Origin of the sequence: Shinella sp., assembly GCF_052438155.1 — a bacterium.
Classification (GTDB): domain Bacteria; phylum Pseudomonadota; class Alphaproteobacteria; order Rhizobiales; family Rhizobiaceae; genus Shinella.
This window is the reverse complement of the sequence record NZ_JBQVPI010000001.1, coordinates 1-19,496: the sequence shown is the minus strand read 5'-3', so window position 1 is coordinate 19,496 and position 19,496 is coordinate 1. Positions and strand designations below refer to the sequence as shown.

Sequence of the window (19,496 nt, the reverse complement as noted above, 5' to 3'; positions counted from 1 at the left end):
GCTCTCACCTCACGCCATCAGCTTGCGGTTTTCCGGATCGACGAAGACCGGGGCGCAGACTTCCGCCATGGTCTCGACCCCACGCAGCTGATCCCAGACCACGATCTTTTCGCCGAAACGCTCGCGCCCGGATTTCAGGAAGGCGAGTGCGATGTAGCCGCCAAGCGTCGGCGAGAAGCAGGCAGAGCTGACCCAGCCCTGGTCGTTCAGCGTCGAAGGCTTGGCACCATCCTTCAGAAGATGCGCCCCCGCGCGAAAATCCTTGTCCGCCTCCAGCGCCTTGAGGCCGACGAGTTGGCCACGGTCGGCCGCCGTAAGGCCAAAACGGGTGGAAAGTCGCTTGCCGATGAAATCCGGTTTGCCGGTGCCCATCATGCGCCCAAGGCCGGCGTCGTCCGGCGTCACGCGGCCGTCGAGTTCGGCGTGGGTAACATGGCCCTTCTCGATGCGCAGAACGTTCAACGCCTCCACACCGTAGGCGCAGATGCCGTGCGGCTGGCCCGCCCGCATCAGCGCATCGGCCGCCGCCTCGCCATAGCCGGCCGGCACCGCCAGTTCATAGGCAAGCTCACCGGAGAAAGAGATGCGGAAAAGCCGCGCCTTCAGATTGCCCTTCAACCGAACCTCACGGGCGGCGAGAAAGGGAAAGGCAGCATCGGAAAGATCGTCTTCGACAATGGCCTGCAAAATGGTGCGCGCCTTTGGACCGGCGATCGACATCTGCGCCCACTGATCCGAAACGGAGAGGAAGCGCACGCGCAAGTCCGGCCAGAGCACCTGCGCGGAAAATTCCATATGCGAGAGTACACCGCCCGCCATGGCCGTCGTCGTGGTCACGAGGAAATGCGCCTCGCCAAGCCGGCTCACCGTGCCGTCGTCATAGACCATGCCATCCTCGCGCAGCATCAGGCCGTAACGGGCCTTGCCGACGGGCAGCTTCAGCACGGGGTTGCAGTAGAGCCGATTGAGGAACTCGGCCGCATCCGGCCCGAAAACCTCGATCTTGCCAAGAGTAGAAACATCGCAGAGGCCGGCGTTTTCACGCACGGTGCGCACTTCGCGGTCGACGCTTTCACGCCAGGTCTTTTCGCCCGCCTTGGGGAACCAGGAGGAGCGGTACCACAGCCCGGCATCAATGAAGACCGCGCCATTGCGAGCCGCCCAGCCATGCAGCGGCGAACGGCGCGTCGGCATGGCGTGTTCATCGACGGACGTGCCAGCAAGGGCTCCGAAGGAAACGGGTGTGTAGAACGGCCGGAAGGTCGTGGTGCCGACATCTGCGGGGCTGACGCCGCGCATTGCTGCCAGAATGCCGATGGCATTGATATTGCCGAGCTTGCCCTGGTCCGTCGCCATGCCACCCGTCGTATAGCGCTTGGCGTGTTCGACATGACCAAAGCCCTCGCGCACGGCGAGGCCCAGATCCTTGGTATGCACGTCGTTCTGGAAATCCACGAAAGCTTTCGATTTAGCACCCGGCACGGACCAGAGCGACGTGAAGGAGGGATCGATTTCCTCGCCGACAGCTGGACCGTCGAAACCTGCAACCGGACGCCCCAGCGCCTCGACTATGGCCGAAGCCTTACGCGCGCCGTCCTCGAAACATTCGGACAGGCGGTAGTGTCCCGCCGCGGCACCAGCCATCGCCAGGCCCGCCCCCGCCTCGGGTGCCATAAAGGCCTGAAGGGTTTCCGACCACACAGGCCTGCCGCCGCGCTGGCAGGCAAGGTGAATGACCGGGCTCCAGCCGCCTGACATGGCGACGGCGTCGCAAGCCAGCAGTTCTTCAAAGCCGCCTCGATCCGTGACGACCGCGCGAATACGCTGACGTCCTTTCGTATCGACGACTGACCCGCCGCGAATGAGCCGGATGCCATCCGGCACCCTATCGGTAGCATTCGGCCGCGTGTCGATCACTGCCGCGATCGCGATGCCCTGCGACGTGAGATCCTGAACGGTGCGATAGCCGGAAGAGCCGTTCGTGAAAACGGCAACCGACTTGCCCGCGGCGACGCCGAAGCGGTTGGCATAGGTACTGACGGCGCTGGCCGTCATGACGCCCGGCCGGTCGTTGCCGCCAAAGACCAGCGGCCGCTCCTCCGCACCCGTCGCGAGGACAGCGTGTTTCGCCACGATGCGCCACAACCGTTCGACAGGCTTTGCCGCGTCGACGATCGTGCCATGCTTCTGCACCCGTTCGACGGCGCCGAAGACATTGTCATCGTACCAGCCGAAGACCGTCGCGCGCGCCAGGAGCGTGACGTTCGGGCTGCCCTGCAATTCATCAATCGCTCGACGGGCAAAGACGAAGGGCGCCTCGCCATCGAGCCGCGTCGTCTCGGACAGCAACGCGCCGCCGAGGACAAAATCCTGCTCGGCCAGGATGACGCGCAGGCCCGAACGGGCTGCGACCAGGGCAGCAGCAAGGCCGGCCGGACCGGAACCGACGACGAGCAGATCGCAATGCGCCCAGCTCTTTTCGTAGCTATCGGGGTCGCGCGGCAGGTCCGTGCGGCCGAGGCCGGCGGCACGGCGGATCAGCGGTTCATAGACCTTTTCCCAGAAGGCGGCGGGCCACATGAAGGTCTTGTAGTAGAAGCCGGCCGAAAGGAAGCGCGACATCAGGTTGTTCACCGCGCCGATATCGTAGGAAAGGCTCGGCCATCGGTTCTGGCTCGTCGCGACGAGACCGTCGTAAAGTTCGGCGGCGGTAGCCTTGGTATTGGGGTCGCGGCGCGCACCGCTGCCGACGGTAACGAGCGCGTTCGGCTCCGACGGGCCGGCGGTCACGATGCCGCGCGGGCGATGATACTTGAAACTGCGGCCGACAAGCAGCCTGTCATTGGCAAGCAGCGCCGACGCGAGCGTATCGCCGGCATGCCCAGAAAGGTTCGCGCCATCAAAGGAGAACTGCACGGCCTGGCTGCGATCGACAAGGCCGCCCAAGGCGAGACGAGAAGCGGTCATTGGGGGCCTCCTCTGTCAGCTGCGGCATCGCTCACGGAAAACACCTCGTGGGTGAAATTGTCCCGTTCCACCACCAGCCAGCGCCGGCATCCGGCGATATGCTGCCAATGCTCGCGGATGCGCCCGCGCGGATTGGCGCGGACATGCATATAGTCATTCCAGGCCTCGTCGGCGGCCATAGGCGCGGGACGAACGGGCGTCGCATCGCCACGGATCGAAAACTCTTCCTTGGGACGCGCGCCGCAATGCGGACAGGAAATCAGGCTTGCCATCACTCACTCAATGCAGGTTTGGCTGGGTGCCGGCACCCGCCTCGTCGATCGGGAAACCGCGCTCGAAACGATCGAGCCGCAGTGCGCGCGCCACATGATGGCTCTCACCCTTGGCAATCAGATGCGCGAAACAGAAGCCGGAGGCCGGCGTCGCCTTGAAGCCGCCATAGCACCAGCCGCAGTTGAGATAGAGATTTTCGATGGTCGTACGGTCGATGATCGGTGAGCCGTCCATCGACATGTCCATGACGCCGCCCCAGGCGCGCAGCACCCGCACGCGGGAAAGGCCGGGGATCATCGTCACCCCCTCCTCCATGACGTGCTCGGCCGTCGCGAGATTGCCGCGCTGGGCATAGGAGGAATAGCCGTCTATCTCCGCGCCGAACACCAGTCCGCCCTTGTCCGACTGCGAGATGTAGAAATGCCCCGCGCCATAGGTGATGACGTGGTCGATGCAGGGTTTCAACCCTTCCGTCACGAAGGCCTGCAGCACATGGCTCTCGATCGGCAGCTTCAGCCCTGCCATCTCGCCGACGCGAGACGTGTTGCCGGCGGCCGCCAGCGCCAGCTTGTTGCAGCCGATGAAGCCCTTCGTCGTTTCGACGCCGGTGACCATGCCGTTTTCCCGGCGAATACCGGTGACTTCGCAGTTCTGAATGAGATCGACGCCAAGCCTGTCGGCGCCGCGCGCAAAGCCCCAGGCAACGGCATCGTGCCGCGCCGTGCCGGCGCGCTTTTGCAACAACCCGCCGACAATCGGGAAACGCGCATGATCGAAATTGAGGAATGGCAGCATCTTCTTCAGCGCCTCGCGATCGAGCTGCTCGGCCGCGACGCCTTCCATCATCATCGCATTGCCGCGCCGCGTATAATGATCGCGCTGGCTGTCATTGTGATAGAGGCTGATGATGCCGCGTTGCGACAGCATGACATTGTAGTTGAGCTCTCGCTCCAGCCCTTCCCAGAGCTTCAGCGAGAACTCGTAGAACGGCTCGTTGCCGGGCAGCATGTAGTTCGAGCGCACGATCGTGGTGTTACGCCCGACATTGCCGGAGCCGAGATAACCCTTTTCCACCACAGCGATGTTTCGAACGCCGAATTCCTTGGCGAGATAGAAGGCCGTCGCAAGGCCGTGCCCACCACCACCGACGATAATCACGTCGTAATGCGGCTTCGGCTGCGGTTCCCGCCAGGCGGGCTTCCAGCCGAGATTTCCGGCCAAGGCTTGTTTAAAGATCGAAAGGGCAGAGTAACGCATGCGAGATCCCAGGTCAGTCAACCCACATTCGCATATGCAGCAAAAACGGCAAGGCGGAAGAGCGTCGCAGCCGGCCGCATGAAACTCTTTCCACACCGCTGTGGCTCACGCTTCCTGGTAATTGCTTTCAAGTCGCGTCGCGTCTAAGCCATGAGACCATGCAGATAGACCTCGCAGAGCTGGCACAGGTGATGGAAAGCGCCGCATTGGCCGCCGGCCGTGCCATCATGGCCATCCACAGCGCCGGCCCGGCCGTGCAGTACAAGCCCGACAGCTCGCCGGTCACCGAGGCGGATGAAGAGGCCGAACGGCTGATTCTCTCCGCCTTGAAGCAGCATTTCCCGGCAATACCGATCGTCGCCGAAGAAGCGGTCGCGGCAGGCGACGTCCCGGACATATCCGGTGGACTTTTCTTCCTCGTCGACCCGCTCGACGGAACCAAGGAATTCGTCGCCGGCCGCAACGAGTTCACCGTCAACATCGCCCTCATCCGCGACGGCATACCGGTTGCCGGTATCGTTCTCGCCCCGGCCTTGTCCATCGGCTTCCTGGCTGCGGAAAACCATGCCGAGCGTTTCTCGGTGACGGACGGCCTCATGATCGGCGACCGCAAAACAATCGGTTGCCGCGGGCGGGGCACGCCACCGACCGCCGTCGCCAGCCGCTCGCATGACACACCGGAGACGGCTCGGTTCCTCGAGGACAACGGCATCGGCGCGTGCACCGCCATCGGTTCCTCGTTGAAGTTCTGCCTCGTCGCCGAGGGCCTTGCCGATGTCTATCCCCGCTTCAGCCGCACGATGGAATGGGATACGGCGGCAGGCGATGCCGTGCTGCGCGCCGCAGGCGGGCAAACGCGCACGCTGGATGGAAAACCGCTGCTCTACGGCAAGCGCAACCAGGCGCACGACGCGGATTTCGCCAACCCGAATTTCATCGCCGCGAGCGGGGGCTGGAGCGCGACGTCGGAATCGATCACAAAATAACCCGATTGCTGGACGAGGAGTGCCCGGCGACAAAAGGACCGCTTCAACCCGATAGACAACTGTGCTACGGCTGGACACGACCGTTCGGCCTTGTTCATGCACGGCATTTTAGTTGTTTGTAAGGGCAAAGTCGCATAATCTGCCGCCACAAACGACCAGGCGACCAATCAGTTTGCTTTTGAGAGAGTAGCGACGTGAAAGACGAGAAAGCGCCCGCTGCGGCAGAAAACCCTGATGCCAAGGCAAGCAGCCTGATGGATATCGCTAAGCAGCGTGCCAAGCAGCGCGCCGCGCATCAGCAGAAGGTCGTCGCGATCAGACAGGCCGCCGCGACCCAGCGCCGTGCCGATCCGGCGCTTGATGACGAGGAAAATCTCGGCAAGCGCGCCGACTCGCGGCCTGCCCTGCCGAAGGACATCGTCAAGACCATCATGACGCTGCCCGAAATGCCGAAAAGGAAGCGGAAGCTTCCCTGGGCCAAAATTTCCTTCCTCGCGGCTGCAGTTCTCCCTGCATTCCTCACGAGCCTCTATTACCTTTTCATCGCCAGCCCACAATATGTTGTCGAGACGCAGTTTTCGGTCCGCGGCTCCAGCGAGAACTCCTTCAACGCGCTTGGCCTTTCGGCTCTCGTTGGAAACTCGGCGCAGTCCGGCGATTCCTATATTGTCGCCGACTATATTCATTCGGCGCAGATCCTGCCCGACATAAAGGAACAGACGAACGTCGACATCCGGGACATCTACTCGCGCCCGTCGATTGACTTCCTGTACCGCGAAAACAAAGACGGATCACTGGACGAATTCCGCAACTATTGGCGCGACATGATCAATGTCAGCTTCAATTCGACGACAGGCAACGTGACCATGCAGGTCTATGCGTTTTCCCCGTCGGACGCCAAGCAGGTCGCGGATTCCATTCTCACCGTTTCCGAGAATTTGGTGAATACACTCTCCGAGAAATCACGCAAACAGTTCATCGAAGTCGTCAACCAACAGGTTGCCCGTTCGGAAGAGCGCCTGCGCAACATTCGCAAGCAGATTACCGACCTGCGCATGACGGAACAGGCCGTCGATCCAACGGCCGTCGCAACGATGGAAGCCGCGATCATTGGCACGCTTGAGCAGGAACTCGCGTCGCTCAGGACGCGATACAAGGCGCTTGTCGATTCGATTAGTTCCGACGCCCCCTCGGCCCGCGTCATCGAGCGGCAGATCAGCGCGCTCGAAGAACAGCTTATCGAGCAGAAGAGACGGATTACCGGCGAGGCCGCTCCGGTCGATTCCAGCAACAAGACCACCCGGAGCGGAGCGGAAGGCGGGCGCGCACTGCCCGAAATGCTCGACCGCTTCACGGAACTCAGCGTCGAGCAGGAATTTGCGGTCAAGGCTTACACCGCCTCGCTCGCCTCGCTTGAAACCGCGATGCAGGAAGCGCAGAAGCAGGAGCGCTATTTCGCAGTTTACGTGGCGCCCCGGGAACCGGAAATCGCGCTGTATCCGCTGGGCATGCTGAACACCTTCATCGTATTGATCACATCCGTTGGTCTCTGGATCATCGGGTACTTCACGCTCCGGTCCGTCAAGGACCACTCAATTTGATCGTGGCGTCATGAGCATCTTCGCTGAAAAACCGCTGAGCTACGCGCTAAAGGAAAATGCCAGGGTCATTTCGGCTCTTGTGGTGAGAAATGCCGTCACCAGGTTCAGCAAGAGCCGTTTCGGCTTCATCTGGATCCTGGCAGAACCAGCCGCCTATGTTGGCATCTTCCTGGCGATGCATACCTTCATGAAGGCGAACATCCCCTTCGGCGACAATGCGGCACTGTTCATTCTGGCAGGCGTGTTCGGGTTCCGGATGACACGCGGTATCTCCCGCAAAACAGAGCGCGCCATCATCAGCAACCAGCCAATGCTGACCTACCCTCTCATCCGTCCGCTCGATACGATCGTCGCAAGCTTTCTGCTCGAAGCGACAATCTGGATCATGATCTGCGGCCTTTTCATGGGCGGCCTTGCCTACACCATGGATCGGCCGATCATCGTGTATCCGGGCGATTTCATGGAATGCCTGCTGGCCATTCTGTTCTTCGCGTTTTCCTTCGCGACGTTCAATGCCGCGGTGGGAGCATTGGTTCCCCGCTACGACACGTTCCTGAACATGATGAACATGCCGCTGATGCTGCTCTCAGGCGTGTTCTACATGCCGACGCAGCTTTCGCCGGAGGTCCAGGCTATTTTGTGGTGGAACCCGTTCCTGCATTGCGTGGAATGGTTCCGTACCTCCACCTATATCGACTACACACCGCTGCTCGACAAAGGTTATCTTCTCGGAGTGGCGACCGGACTGCTAGCCATTGGCCTAACGCTGGAGCGCGTCTTCAGGCCGCGGATCATTAACGCATGATAATATTCGACAATGTCAGCAAAGCTTTTCCGCGCCCTGGCGGGGGAAAGAAGATCATTATAGACAAATTCAGTGCAGCGTTTCGCCCCGGTATCAATGTGGGCATCCTGGGACGGAACGGCGCCGGCAAATCCACGCTGATGAACCTCATATCGGGCGGCGACCTGCCGGATTCCGGCCGTATTATCCGCGAGGGGAAAATCTCCTGGCCGCTCGGCTTCAACGGCGGCGTGCACGGCAAACTGACGGGCGCTCAAAACACACGGTTCATCGCCGATATCTATGGCAAGAACCGCACCAAAGTACTCGACTTCGTCGGTGAATTCTCCGAACTCGGCCCCTACTTGGACATGCCCGTGCGGACCTATTCAGCCGGTATGAAAGCGCGACTTGCCTTTGGTATCTGCATGGCGATCGAGTTTGAGTACTATCTTATCGATGAAGTGATCGCCGTCGGCGATTCGACCTTCAAGAAAAAGTGCAAGGAAGTCTTCGATCAGCGCCGCGAAAATGCAACCCTTCTTCTTGTTTCGCACTCTGCCGGTCTGCTGCGCTCATTCTGCGATATCGGTGGCGTCATGAATGAAGGCCAACTGACGTTCTACAACGATATCGAGGAAGCGATCGAGGTTCACGAGGAAATCATGCGAACCTCTCGACCCGCACCGAGGCGGCGCCGGTCAGCCTGACGCCGCTCTGCGCCGGCTAAAACATGCCGCGCAAAAGGGTGCGCGGCCTTCAGAGAACGACGTGCGAAAAATCAAAGATCCAGCGCCGAGGAGCGAATCTGAAAGCTCGCGGCGCGCTTAGGCAATCACAATAATAATGAAGGCTGGTTAGCCGGCAGATGCTTCGCCGGAACGCTGCACCCAGACCTGCGAATCGACGGCGCCGGACAGAGGCAGCAGAACGCCCGTCGCACGGCCGACCGTCTCCAAGGAACGCAGCTTCATGAGAAGCGAATTGGTCGCAACCTCCATCCCTTCATAGGCATAGAAGTCACCAGGCTCGAGGCATTGCTCGGCGACCCAGTTCAGATAGTCCCTCCGCAGGCCCGCAGAGGCCACCTGACCGTTCGACCAGAAGCTGTCCAGATCGATGCCCTTGGCGACGCAGAAAGCAAGCGAAGGATGGCGATAGAACGCTTTTCCGAGAACGGCGAGCGGAACGCCATGCACCAGCGCCGACAGACCGGAGGTGCTGTTAATCGTCACCATGCCTGCTGAATGCCGCGTCAGAAGGCCCAGCGACCCATTGTCGAGGATATGCACGCGGTCGGCCACGTTGTTCAGCACGCCCACCTGGCGGATGAACTGCTTATCCTGGCTATGCCCGCGCTCCATGGGGTGAATCTTGAAAACCAGCTGGTGCGTCGGCGGCGCGTTTCGCGCGAAGGAAACGATCGCCTTCAGAATGAGCTTCTGGTTGTTCCAGCCACCAGCCGCAGCAGCCAGTTGGCTATCGTCGTGTACCTGCAGGGGAACAAGAAAATATTTCTTGTCGTGATGCTCGAGCAGCCGCTCCATGCTGCGGTAATTGCGGCCGAGATTGCGGAACTTCAGATAATAGTTCTTGATCCAGTAGAACATCTCGGTCACGAGCGACCGCTTGGGCTTATGGAAAAGTTTGCGTTCGCTCAAGGTCGAGAAGACGCCACGCACGGCAAAATAGGTGAAGGCATAGGTCGCCATCGCGCCGAAGGAAGACGGATAGGTCGTGCTTTTCGGGCGTTCACGCCGCTGCTTGGCCTCATCCTCTGGCGGCAAGAGCCCGGCAATTGGCGAAAGCCAATTGTTGCCGCCAAGCTCCATCGTCACGAACCCGGGACGAATGTAGCCTTCTTCGAGGCTCAGCACGGGGATAGCGTTCAAGGCGCATTGCTCGATCGCTATCTTGTGCACGTCACGTTCGCACCCGAACAGGATGACGTAGTCGAAGCCATGCTCCGTTACGATCCCGGTGAACCAGTCGCGCCAGGCATCTGCCGTTCCGGAAAAATGAAGAATGTTGCTTCCGCGGGCAAAAAGCCGGTCACCCGCATTGAAGCTGACACGCCAGGCATCAAAACCACTCTCATTGAGAAGAGTCTGCACCTTGCGGAAGAAGGGACCGACCGGCCCCTGCAGCAACAGCACACGCGGCGCGCTCTTGGAGGGGAATCGCTTGGAGAGCTTACGGCGCAACGCCAGATTGACGAGTCGCGCGCCCTTTACCGAGGCATTCCCATCGGCATCCGCGTTCAGATGTTTTTCATGCTGTTCGATCATGACAGGCTGGCTTAACCTAAAGGATAGCGCTGACGCTGAATGCGCTTGGTATTCGCACAAAGTAGCAATTTTAGCAACGGCATCTACAACGCTCCCCCCACAAATTGCCGATTTGGCAACCGAAATTCGAAAAGTGCAGCAGCTTTGCCACGCAACCGCGGCACCTGTTCGCCTGCCGCCTATCGCAACCGCGAGTCGCGAAACAACACGCCAACCCGGTTTATCTGCTGCGCCGCACCCAAAGCCATCTTTTGCAGCAGGCCGGACTTTTTCAAGGCGCCGACAGAAATCTCTTCGATGAGGTCCTCCGGGCGGCAGGGCAGGCCACTGAGAGGATGGACATAGAATGGGTAGAGAATGAGGCTTGCGGCAACAAGTGTGTCCAGATCGATCCGGCGCGTGCGGCGCGGTATCATCAGACGATCCTCTGTGAGACCCCATCCCGCATAGAAGGGCGCGCCATGCACCCCGACGATCTTGCCTCTGAGAAGCGCCTCGAAACCGGCAAGCGAGGTCATCGTCTCGATACGGTCCGCCCACGCAATCCATTGCAGGATGTCACCGTTTTTGACGATCATGTCGGCCGCAACCGGCACCGCCCCACCGTCACGCACGCCGGAAACCACATCGGGGTGCGCCTTGTAGACGATGAAGGCATCCGGAAAGAGTGCGCGCACCGCCGCCACGAGGGCCGCGTTCGACCGCACGGCGGGCGAGCCGTAACGGATCGACGCATCCTTCTCGACCTGTCCCGGCACGAGGATTTTCAACTGTCCCGCGGCCCCGGCCGGCAAACTCGCTTCCGTGCCCAGATTGTATTTGGAAACACCGCGCTGAACGAGCAGCTGCGCAAGTGCCCTTGCGCGAGCGCGCAACGGCTCATCGAACGTCCCGCCTGAAAGAATCGCCTCCAGCCGGCTTTCGCCGCGGGCATCGTAATAGACATGCTCGTCATCCACGGCGATCGAGGACGGCATGGTCAGGGCAACACCCAGTCCGCGCGACCGGATGAAACCATCTTCAAGCCTGATGGCCTGGGTGCCGACGGGCAACGGCCGATCGCTGCCCCAAACGGCGACGACGCCGTCCTTGGCCTGGGCGGCGGCAACCGCCGCATCGAGCGAGTGCTTGTGGATCGGATTACCGGCAACACCTTTGAGAAAGGGGGTCATTGCCCTACGCTTCCACGGGGAGAACCCGGCGGTAAACACCTTCCGATCGACGCGCATGCGTTGATCCCGAACGGCAACCGCCTGTTCTACCGCCCGTTCCAGACTGCACGGCTCACGGCTGTGCAGGTCCAGATAATGCGAATAATCGAGGAATGCCGCATGAAAAACCTGCTCGAGCGATGCAGGTGGCCGGTTCGCGGGCTGAGCGCTATAGTCGTTGGTCAGCCCGCGGCCGGAATAGTAGGTCGTTCCAAAACAATGAACCTGTCGGCCCGCCATGAGCGCCTCGAAGCCGAGTTGGCTGGAGACCGTATAGACGCTGTCGGCCGCCTCCAGAAGCGGCCAGGGGTTCATGCGTCCCGGGACGACGATATCGGCGCCGATCACCGACGCGGCCTGCCGCAGAAGGCTCCGATCGCCTGCTGCAGGGTGGGTGCGCACGACAATCGTCTTGCCCGGATTGTCCGCGATGGCCCGCTCCAGCATAGCCCGAAAGCTCTCCGGCCCCGCGCCGGCGCCGGCTATGGATGCATCGCCCGCAACCTGATCGACGAGCAGGACAAAAGGACGGCCGGAAGACACGCCGGCGTCAGCGGGGCTCAGCAGCGGACTGTTATTGTATTTGGAAAGGCGCTCATTGCGCAGTCGGGCGATCAGCAGGCGGGCGCGCTCGAGCGCTACGGCATCGGTCACAGGCAGCGAGAGAAGCCGCTGCAGTCCGTTCGTCGCCTGCGCATCGAAATAGATGCCGTCCCGATCAATGACATAGGAATGGCTGGGCTCCCCCTGCCCCGGCGCGAAGCCACGCAGGAAGCCATCTTCCAGGGTAATGACTTCCTTACCGAAGCGCGCCGCAAGCCGCATCGCCCGAATGCCGGACGCACGCCGGCCCCAGCCGACAAAACCATCGATACGGCCCGGAAAAACAAACGGCCATGCCACAACATCGGCGTCGAGCAGCCGGGCTATGTCGCAGCGTTGCCGCCAGAGGCCGGGAGAAAGAAGCGCGTAGGTTTTCCGTGTCTGTCCGGCCATTCAGCCCTCTACGACAAAATGCAAAAATCCGGAATGCCGCAAGGACAATCCGGATGCAATGCAGCGAACCTGCCGAAAGCGCTCGGCGATTAGAACGCCCGTCCTGTGCGCTGGATATTGTAGGCCGCGCTTGAGCCACTGGAAATGATGCTCATGAACTTCGCAAAATCCGTTGCGACATGGCGCGCCATATAGATGACGTCCTTGTTCCGCACAGGGAAATTCTGGGCGATAATATAGCTCTGCGTCGCCGCCAGGTCGAGGCGGTAGATGATTGGATAGCGACCCTCCGTATCCGGCACCATGCCGCGCGAAATCAGGTCGCGGAAGCGATCGTCACCCACAACGCTGCGATACACGGCTTCCTCTTCGTAACGGAAGACGAAATAGCCCTTCGGATCGGCCGTGGCCGTATTGCCGCCGCCAGCGAGTGCCGCGGCTTCGACGAGGCTGAGTTTGGCGGCGTTGAACGCGATCTTGCCGCTCTTCTCCGTCTGTCCGAGCGCCGAGAAGGTCTGCGGATCGTAGCTGACGTAGATCTGGTCTTCCGGCTTGACGTAGATGTCGTCCTTCGGATTGTCGATGATCGACTGCAGCAGCACGGATCGCATACGGCCGGAGCGCTTCAGGCTGACATAGGTATCATACGGCGGCTTGGCTGCACCGCCCGCCATCGCCAAAACTTCACTGATATGCAGACCGTTCAACCCGAGCGGCACGATGGACGATTTGTGGACATCACCCTGAACGGACACCGTCCGGGAGGCATTGTCGGCCATCGCCACGATGACATCAGGCTCGACAGCCTTTGCCTTCAGCGCTTCGACGATCGTCGAACGCGCCGAATCGATGGTCATACCGGCAAAACGTACCGAGCCGACATAGGGGATCTGGCCGTGACCGTCCGGCTGCACGATGACAGGGATCGACGTCGATTTGCGCTCGGCGGTGGAGAACAAGCCGTCCGGCCCCGCTTCGAAGATCGTGACCTCGAGGCGGTCACCGATCCCGATGACCGGCGTGCCGCCGCCGCCGCCGATACCGAAGGTCTTGGCGAAGCTGGCACGTGGCGAGGCGTTCACGCTGTTGGCGATGCGCTGGTCGATCGTGACGACATCAAAAATCAGCTTGGTCTGCGGAATCTCGTAGGCCTTGCCGTCCGCGCCAGACGAAATAACCTCGTTGGTCAGCGGGCCATCACTTGGAACGATACAGCCAGCCAGTGCCAGCAGGGTTCCTGCCGCGAGAATACGCACGAATGCGTCCAAACCCTTACGCGGCCTGCTCACGTCTTCAATTCCGATCATCACACTGCAATTCCCTTCGACCGCGCCCGAGAGGGCACGAGGCAAGAGCCGATCGCTTGCCACGATTGGGCGGCATAGACATGCAGTTTCAACGTTTCGTCAAGTCCCATGACCAAACCTTGTTCCGCTCCGGTACATCCGCCCTGTCCCGCCGACACCATGGAGAAAATCCCTTGCACATTCGTTACTGTGTGAAAAGCCGCTTTGCCCTTCGGCATTGAAAATCAACTTTTTCCACCAGCTTTTTCAAAAAGAGTGCGGCAAAAAGAACGCATCTTCACCCGCGAAAGCCAAGTCATATAAAGGGCGTAACCGCGCCTGAAGCTTGCCACGAGAATCATTGCCTCTCCCCACGCCTACCCCTCCATAGCTGCGATTTCTCGCAGCTATGGTGCCGGACATGGGCGAAATTGAGAGGCCCTACGCCGTCTCGACGGGCTCGGCTGGTGGAGCCGACGGCTCTTCCTTGTCTTCGGGCTTGATCCGGAACCAGGCAATGTAAAGCGCCGGCAGGAAGAGCAGCGTCAACACCGTGCCGACGATGATGCCGCCCATCATGGCATAGGCCATCGGCCCCCAGAACACTTCGCGCGAGATCGGGATAAGCGCGAGGCTGGCCGCTGCCGCTGTCAACATGATGGGCCGCATGCGGTGTTCCGTCGCTTCGCGCACCGCATTCCAGGCATGCATACCCTCTCGCCGAAGATCCTCGATCTGTACAACGAGAATCACCGAATTGCGGATCAGGATGCCGATCAGCGCCAGCACACCGAGGATGGCGACGAAGCCGAGTGGTGCGCCACTGCCGAGCAGCGCGATGACCACGCCGATCAGCGCCAGCGGCGCCACCGCGAAGACGAGGAACAGCCTTGAAAAACTCTGGAGCTGCAACATCAGGATCGTTGCCATGGCAAACAGCATCAGCGGCACGACAGCAATGATCGGCGCCTGGCTATTTGCGCTTTCTTCAACCGTACCGCCAACCACGACATTATAGCCGGAGGGCAGGTTTTCCTGGAAGGCCGCGACGTCCTTCGCGACCTGCGAAACGATCGTTGCCGGCTGCACGCCGCCGGTAATGCTCGCCTTGACGGTGATTGTGGGCTCACGCGAACGGCGCCAGACGACCGGCTGCTCCATTTCGTAGCGGAAGTTGGCGACCGCGGCGAGCGGCACCGAGGTGCCACTCGCCGTCGGCAGCTGGAGCTGGCGCAACGTCTCGATCGATTCGCGCTCGCTCGCCCGCGCTCGGCCGATAACGTCGATCAGATAGACGTCGTCACGAATCTGGGTGACGGTGGTGCCGCCGACGACGCCGTTCAGCGCGGAGGCGATATCCTGCGAGGTAACACCAAGCTGGCGGGCCTTGTCCTGCAACACATCGACCTTCACGACGCGTGCCGGCTCGTTCCAGTCATAGACGATGTCACCCAGCAGCGTGTTCTTGCCGAGCAGTTCGCCGAATTCGAGCGCGTGTTTGCGCACCTCCTCGATATCCGGGCCGCTGACGCGATACTGAATCGGCCTACCGACCGGTGGGCCGATGTCGAGCAGTTTTACCAGCGCATCCGTGCCGACGAAGGTTTCGCGCAGATAGGCCTGGAGATCGGCGCGAAGGCGATCGCGCGCTTCGAGATCCTTGGTGACGATGACCGTCTGGCCGAAGGCCGGCGACGGCGGCTGTACGTCGAAGGACAGCAGGAAGCGCACAGCGCCCTCCCCCACATAGGAGGACCAGCGTTCGACATCCGGATTGCCCTTGAGCTTCTCCTCCTCGAACTTGGCGATCTGAGCATTGGTTTCGGCAATCGATGCATTCTGCGGCAGAGACCAGTCGACGATCAGTTCCGGCCGGTCGGAAGACGGGAAGAACTGCTCCTGCACATACCGCATGCCGAAGACGGAAATGCAGAACACCAGCACGGTGGCGACGATGGTCGTCCATTTCCAGTGCATGCATGTATCGAGCAGACGCACGAAGATGCGGGTGAACCAGCCCTTCTGCCCATGGTGCTGCTTCATCGTCTTGGGCAGGATCGTCACGCCGAGCAGCGGCGCGAAGACCACTGCGACGACCCAGGAGACGAGCAGCGAAATGGCGATGACGACGAAGAGGCTGAAGGTGAACTCGCCGGCCGCGCTGTTGTTGAGCCCGATTGGAATGAAGCCCGCCACGGTCACCAGCGTGCCGGTGAGCATCGGGAAGGCGGTCGAGGTATAGACGTAGGTCGCGGCTTTGCGACGCGAATCGCCCTTCTCCAGCCGCGCCACCATCATTTCCACCGCGATCATCGCATCGTCGACAAGCAGGCCGAGCGAGATGATGAGTGCGCCGAGCGAGATGCGCTGCAGCGAAATGTCGTCGTAGTACATGAAGACGAAGGTGATCGCGAGCGTCAGCGGGATCGAGAGCGCCACGACAAGCCCGGCACGCACGCCAAGGCTGACGAAGCTGACCGCGAGAACGATGATGACCGCCTCGAACAGCGCCCGCGTGAAGCCGGAGACCGCCTCTTCGACCACCTTCGGCTGGTCGGACACGAGATGCACGTCGACGCCGACCGGCAGCTCATGCGACAGAAGCTCGATCTGCTTCTCCACGGCCGCGCCGAATTCCAGCAGGTTCGAGCCCTGCTTCATACCGATGGCAAGACCGATCGCCGGCTCGCCGTTGAAGCGAAAGAGCGCCGATGGCGGATCCAGGTAGCCGCGCGTGATCGTGGCAATGTCGCTCAGCCGGAAGAAGCGGTTGTTGACCCGGAGATTGACGTCGCGAAGGTTCTCTTCCGAAGCGAACTGCCCGCCGACACGCACGCTGACGCGCTCGCCGCCCGCCTGCACGACACCGGAAGGCGTGACGGCGTTCTGCGCCTGGAGGGTCGAGACGACCTGCTGCGTGGAAATACCAAGTGCTGCGAGCTGGCGCGTCGAGAATTCGAGATAGATCACCTCGTCCTGCGCACCGACAAGATCGACCTTGCCGATATTGGGAACGGTGAGGATGCGCCGACGGGCGTCTTCCACATAATCGCGCAACTGACGCGGCGAGAGGCCGTCTGCGGTGAAGGCATAGATATTGCCGAAAACGTCGCCGAATCGGTCGTTGAAGGCAGGACCGACGACGCCAGACGGGAAATCGCCACGGATGTCGTTGATCATGTTACGGACCGTCACCCAGGTCGGCGCGACATCGCGCGCGCGGGTCGTCGGCTTGAGGTTGACGAAGATCAGCGTCTGGCCGGGTGTGGTGATGCTGCGGGTGAAATCGAGCGATTCCAATTCTTCCAGCTTGCGTTCGATGCGCTCCGTCACCTGCAATGTGGTCTCTTCGACCGAGGCACCGGGCCAGGCGGCGCTGATCGTCATCGTCTTGATCGTGAAGGACGGATCCTCCTCCCGGCCCAGATTCTGGTAGGTGAAGAAGCCGAGCAGCGCGAAGACGATCATGAAGTACCAGACGAGCGATGCGTGATCGAGCGCCCAGTCCGAAAGGTTGAATTTCTTCATAGGCTTGCCCCGTCTTCAACCTTGATTTTCTGGCCTTCTTCGAGGCTGTGCACCCCGGCGGTGACGACCCGGTCGCCGGCTTTCAGCCCGCTGGATACCGGGAAGTATCGGCCGACCGCAGCACCCGTTTCGATCGGTGCCAGACGCACCTCGCCCTTCTGCGCATCGACCAGCCAGACATTCGGCTTGCCGTCTTTCTGCAGAACCGCCGTTTCCGGGATCATGATGGCGGTAACGTCCGGCCCTTCGAGTTCGGCGGTGATGGTGGTGCCGAGACGCACCGTATCCGGCGGGTTTTCAAGCGCGATCTTGACGCGCCGCGTGCGGGTCACAGCATCGGCGGAGGGCGCCACCTCCCGCACCACGCCCTTGACGGTGATGGCGGGATTGATCTGCAACGACACCGTAAACCGGCTGCCCATGACAATGGCTTCCGCCGTCTCGGGAATGTCGACGACGGCATCCCGCTCGTCCGGACGGGCAACCGTGACGATCGCCTCGCCGGGCGAAACGGTCTGCCCCACCTCGGCGCCCGTCGCAACGACGACGCCGTCGAACTCCGCCAGGATGCTGGTATAGGAGAGCTGCTCCTCCGCCTTCACGAGCGCCGTGCGCGCCCGCGTCACGCCAGCATCGGCCGCCTCGCGCGACTGCTCCGCGCTCTCGACGGCGGCCTTGGCCGCGGCGTTCGATTGGAGCAATGTCTTCTGCCGCTCTTCGATTGAAATCGCACTGGCCAGCGTTGCCTCGGCGCTCGAAAGTTCCGCACGCGCCGAACGAACGGCCAGTTCATAGGCCGTCGCATCGAGCACAGCGAGCACGTCGCCCTTCTTCACGAGATCACCAACATGGACGGCGCGCGAGACGAGGCGGCCTGCAACCCGCGAGCCGAGCGTGGCTTGAACCTTCGCCTGGACTGTCCCGGCAAAGCGTGTGCCCGGAAGCGCCGTGGGCGTGACGACCATGGACAGGACGGGCCGCGGCGGAGCGGCGGCCTCTTCTTCCTTCTTGCAGCCGGCAAGCGCCAACGGGACAATGATCACCGTGGCAAGCAGAGCGGATATCCTCATTGGGCGGTTCCCTCGATCGCGGTGACGGTCTGGCCGGGCCGGAGCAGCTTCGTGCCATCGGCGACGTAGGCCTCGCCTTCTTCGATCCCGCCCGAGATAAGCGCTACACCGGTCTCGAAGGAGGCGACCTCGACCGGGCGCAGGGTCACCGTATTGTCCGCCTTGTCGACGATCCACAGAGCCGGTTTGCCATCGGTGCCGGAAAGGGCTTGCCAGGGCACGACCGCAACCCGGCGCGGCGCCAGCGCGCCGACACCGACGACGGAGGCACCAAGTGTCATTTCCGGTGGTGTCCGGTCCATGGCGATCTTGACGCGCACGGTGCCCTTTTCCGCGTCGATCGTCGGTGAAATCTCGCGCACCGTGCCCGTCGTGCGGACCCTGTCATCGCTGAGCAGGGTCACGACGACGCCGTCCCTCGCCGGCTGCGCGAAGAACAGCGATTCGTAGACATCGAAGACGGCATCGCGCGGGCCTGTGTCGGCGATGGTGAACATGGTCTGCGCCACCTGTGCTACCTGGCCGCTCTCGGCGAGGCGCGCCGTGACGATACCATCGGTGGGCGCCCGCAGTTCCGTATAGGAAAGCAGTTCCTTCGCCGTACCGCGCTGGGCGATCGCCGCCTCACGCGAACTTTCCGCCGTGCGCAACGCCGTTTCGGCGTCGTCGAAATCGCGACGTGTGCTGATGCCGTCATTGAGAAGCGATTTCTGGCGGTCGAAATTGGTGCGGGCGAGCCGCAACTGCGCATCCGCCGCGCGAACGTCCGCCTCCGCTGCCTCCAGGTCGGCTCGCTGTTCTTCGGGATCTATCCGCGCGAGAACCTGATCCGTCTTGACCGCGTCGCCGACATCGACGAACCAGCCGGTGATGCGTCCACTGACGCGGAAGGAAAGGTTCGTCTCCACGCGTGCGACCACCTCGCCCGTGATGGTGACCGTCTGCTCGCGCTGTTCGAACTGCACCGGCGCAACGCGCACCGGGCGTGCGAGGCCTTCAGCCGACACTGGTGATGCGATGGCGCAAACCGCAACCGCCGCCAGCATCATTCTCCCCCGTCGGATCATCGTCGCCTCCACCGTTGCAGAACACCCATTTAATATGGGTCCTCACTATATCGCGAAGATCAGGCTGGCAAGCTCTGACACCAAAGCTGTTTCATTTGCCGTGGCTGAAGTGTGGCGGAGTCCGTGAAAAAAGCCAATCGGAAGAGGACTGTGATAGGAAAATATAATAAATCATATTTTTC

Annotated in this window: 13 protein-coding genes; 4 read left to right on the top strand and 9 right to left on the bottom strand. The window is 61.5% G+C overall.

Annotation, left to right across the window (positions count from 1 at the left end; translation table 11 throughout):
- Positions 1–9: 9 nt before the first annotated feature.
- From ACT6VE_RS00065 to ACT6VE_RS00055, 3 genes are read right to left on the bottom strand one after another with little or no spacing between them, the layout of a single operon-like run.
- On the bottom strand, positions 10–2,967 hold the full coding sequence (locus ACT6VE_RS00065) for a sarcosine oxidase subunit alpha family protein (protein ID WP_444796602.1): 2,958 nt from the start codon (positions 2,965–2,967) through the stop codon (positions 10–12).
- The gene (locus ACT6VE_RS00060; protein ID WP_444796601.1) at positions 2,964–3,239 is read right to left on the bottom strand and encodes a sarcosine oxidase subunit delta; all 276 of its coding nucleotides are present in this window, start codon (positions 3,237–3,239) and stop codon (positions 2,964–2,966) included. Before ACT6VE_RS00060 ends, ACT6VE_RS00065 begins: the two co-directional genes overlap by 4 nt.
- 7 nt (positions 3,240–3,246) lie before the next feature.
- On the bottom strand, positions 3,247–4,497 hold the full coding sequence (locus tag ACT6VE_RS00055) for a sarcosine oxidase subunit beta family protein (RefSeq protein ID WP_444796600.1): 1,251 nt from the start codon (positions 4,495–4,497) through the stop codon (positions 3,247–3,249).
- A gap of 179 nt (positions 4,498–4,676) precedes the next feature.
- On the opposite strand from ACT6VE_RS00055, the gene cysQ reads away from it, so the two are divergent.
- From cysQ to ACT6VE_RS00035, 4 genes are all read left to right on the top strand, one after another.
- Positions 4,677–5,483 carry a 3'(2'),5'-bisphosphate nucleotidase CysQ gene (gene cysQ / locus ACT6VE_RS00050; protein WP_444797420.1) on the top strand — a complete coding sequence of 269 codons (807 nt, stop codon included), beginning with the start codon at positions 4,677–4,679 and terminating at the stop codon, positions 5,481–5,483.
- A gap of 194 nt (positions 5,484–5,677) precedes the next feature.
- Entirely contained in the window at positions 5,678–7,084 is a 1,407-nt protein-coding gene (locus ACT6VE_RS00045) for a hypothetical protein (RefSeq protein ID WP_444796599.1), read from the top strand.
- Positions 7,085–7,094: 10 nt separating this feature from the next.
- Positions 7,095–7,889, top strand: a complete 795-nt coding sequence (locus ACT6VE_RS00040) for an ABC transporter permease (protein ID WP_444796598.1) — start codon at positions 7,095–7,097, stop codon at positions 7,887–7,889.
- On the top strand, positions 7,886–8,578 hold the full coding sequence (locus ACT6VE_RS00035) for an ABC transporter ATP-binding protein (protein ID WP_444796597.1): 693 nt from the start codon (positions 7,886–7,888) through the stop codon (positions 8,576–8,578). Before ACT6VE_RS00040 ends, ACT6VE_RS00035 begins: the two co-directional genes overlap by 4 nt.
- A 147-nt stretch (positions 8,579–8,725) precedes the next feature.
- Here the strand turns inward: ACT6VE_RS00035 and ACT6VE_RS00030 are convergent, their stop codons facing one another.
- The 6 genes from ACT6VE_RS00030 to ACT6VE_RS00005 form a co-directional block, all read right to left on the bottom strand.
- On the bottom strand, positions 8,726–10,156 hold the full coding sequence (locus ACT6VE_RS00030; RefSeq protein ID WP_444796596.1) for a capsular polysaccharide export protein, LipB/KpsS family: 1,431 nt from the start codon (positions 10,154–10,156) through the stop codon (positions 8,726–8,728).
- 179 nt (positions 10,157–10,335) lie between these two features.
- Positions 10,336–12,363, bottom strand: coding sequence for a capsular polysaccharide biosynthesis protein (locus ACT6VE_RS00025; RefSeq protein WP_444796595.1), 2,028 nt, complete (start codon positions 12,361–12,363; stop codon positions 10,336–10,338).
- Between the two features lie 89 nt (positions 12,364–12,452).
- Complete coding sequence (locus ACT6VE_RS00020; RefSeq protein ID WP_444796594.1) at positions 12,453–13,619, bottom strand: polysaccharide biosynthesis/export family protein; 1,167 nt, start codon at positions 13,617–13,619, stop codon at positions 12,453–12,455.
- Between the two features lie 471 nt (positions 13,620–14,090).
- The gene (locus ACT6VE_RS00015) at positions 14,091–17,177 is read right to left on the bottom strand and encodes an efflux RND transporter permease subunit (protein WP_444796593.1); all 3,087 of its coding nucleotides are present in this window, start codon (positions 17,175–17,177) and stop codon (positions 14,091–14,093) included.
- Positions 17,174–18,247 carry an efflux RND transporter periplasmic adaptor subunit gene (locus ACT6VE_RS00010; protein WP_444796592.1) on the bottom strand — a complete coding sequence of 358 codons (1,074 nt, stop codon included), beginning with the start codon at positions 18,245–18,247 and terminating at the stop codon, positions 17,174–17,176. The genes ACT6VE_RS00015 and ACT6VE_RS00010 overlap by 4 nt, the downstream gene beginning before the upstream one ends.
- Complete coding sequence (locus ACT6VE_RS00005) at positions 18,244–19,314, bottom strand: efflux RND transporter periplasmic adaptor subunit (RefSeq protein ID WP_444796591.1); 1,071 nt, start codon at positions 19,312–19,314, stop codon at positions 18,244–18,246. The genes ACT6VE_RS00010 and ACT6VE_RS00005 overlap by 4 nt, the downstream gene beginning before the upstream one ends.
- Positions 19,315–19,496: the final 182 nt, after the last annotated feature.

Coding starts and splice junctions, on each gene's coding strand:
- ACT6VE_RS00065 (WP_444796602.1), bottom strand. CDS start 2,967: ATGACCGCTTCTCGTCTCGCCTTGGGCGGCCTTGTCGATCGCAGCCAG.
- ACT6VE_RS00060 (WP_444796601.1), bottom strand. CDS start 3,239: ATGGCAAGCCTGATTTCCTGTCCGCATTGCGGCGCGCGTCCCAAGGAA.
- ACT6VE_RS00055 (WP_444796600.1), bottom strand. CDS start 4,497: ATGCGTTACTCTGCCCTTTCGATCTTTAAACAAGCCTTGGCCGGAAAT.
- ACT6VE_RS00040 (WP_444796598.1), top strand. CDS start 7,095: ATGAGCATCTTCGCTGAAAAACCGCTGAGCTACGCGCTAAAGGAAAAT.
- ACT6VE_RS00035 (WP_444796597.1), top strand. CDS start 7,886: ATGATAATATTCGACAATGTCAGCAAAGCTTTTCCGCGCCCTGGCGGG.
- ACT6VE_RS00030 (WP_444796596.1), bottom strand. CDS start 10,156: ATGATCGAACAGCATGAAAAACATCTGAACGCGGATGCCGATGGGAAT.
- ACT6VE_RS00025 (WP_444796595.1), bottom strand. CDS start 12,363: ATGGCCGGACAGACACGGAAAACCTACGCGCTTCTTTCTCCCGGCCTC.
- ACT6VE_RS00015 (WP_444796593.1), bottom strand. CDS start 17,177: ATGAAGAAATTCAACCTTTCGGACTGGGCGCTCGATCACGCATCGCTC.
- ACT6VE_RS00010 (WP_444796592.1), bottom strand. CDS start 18,247: ATGAGGATATCCGCTCTGCTTGCCACGGTGATCATTGTCCCGTTGGCG.
- ACT6VE_RS00005 (WP_444796591.1), bottom strand. CDS start 19,314: ATGATCCGACGGGGGAGAATGATGCTGGCGGCGGTTGCGGTTTGCGCC.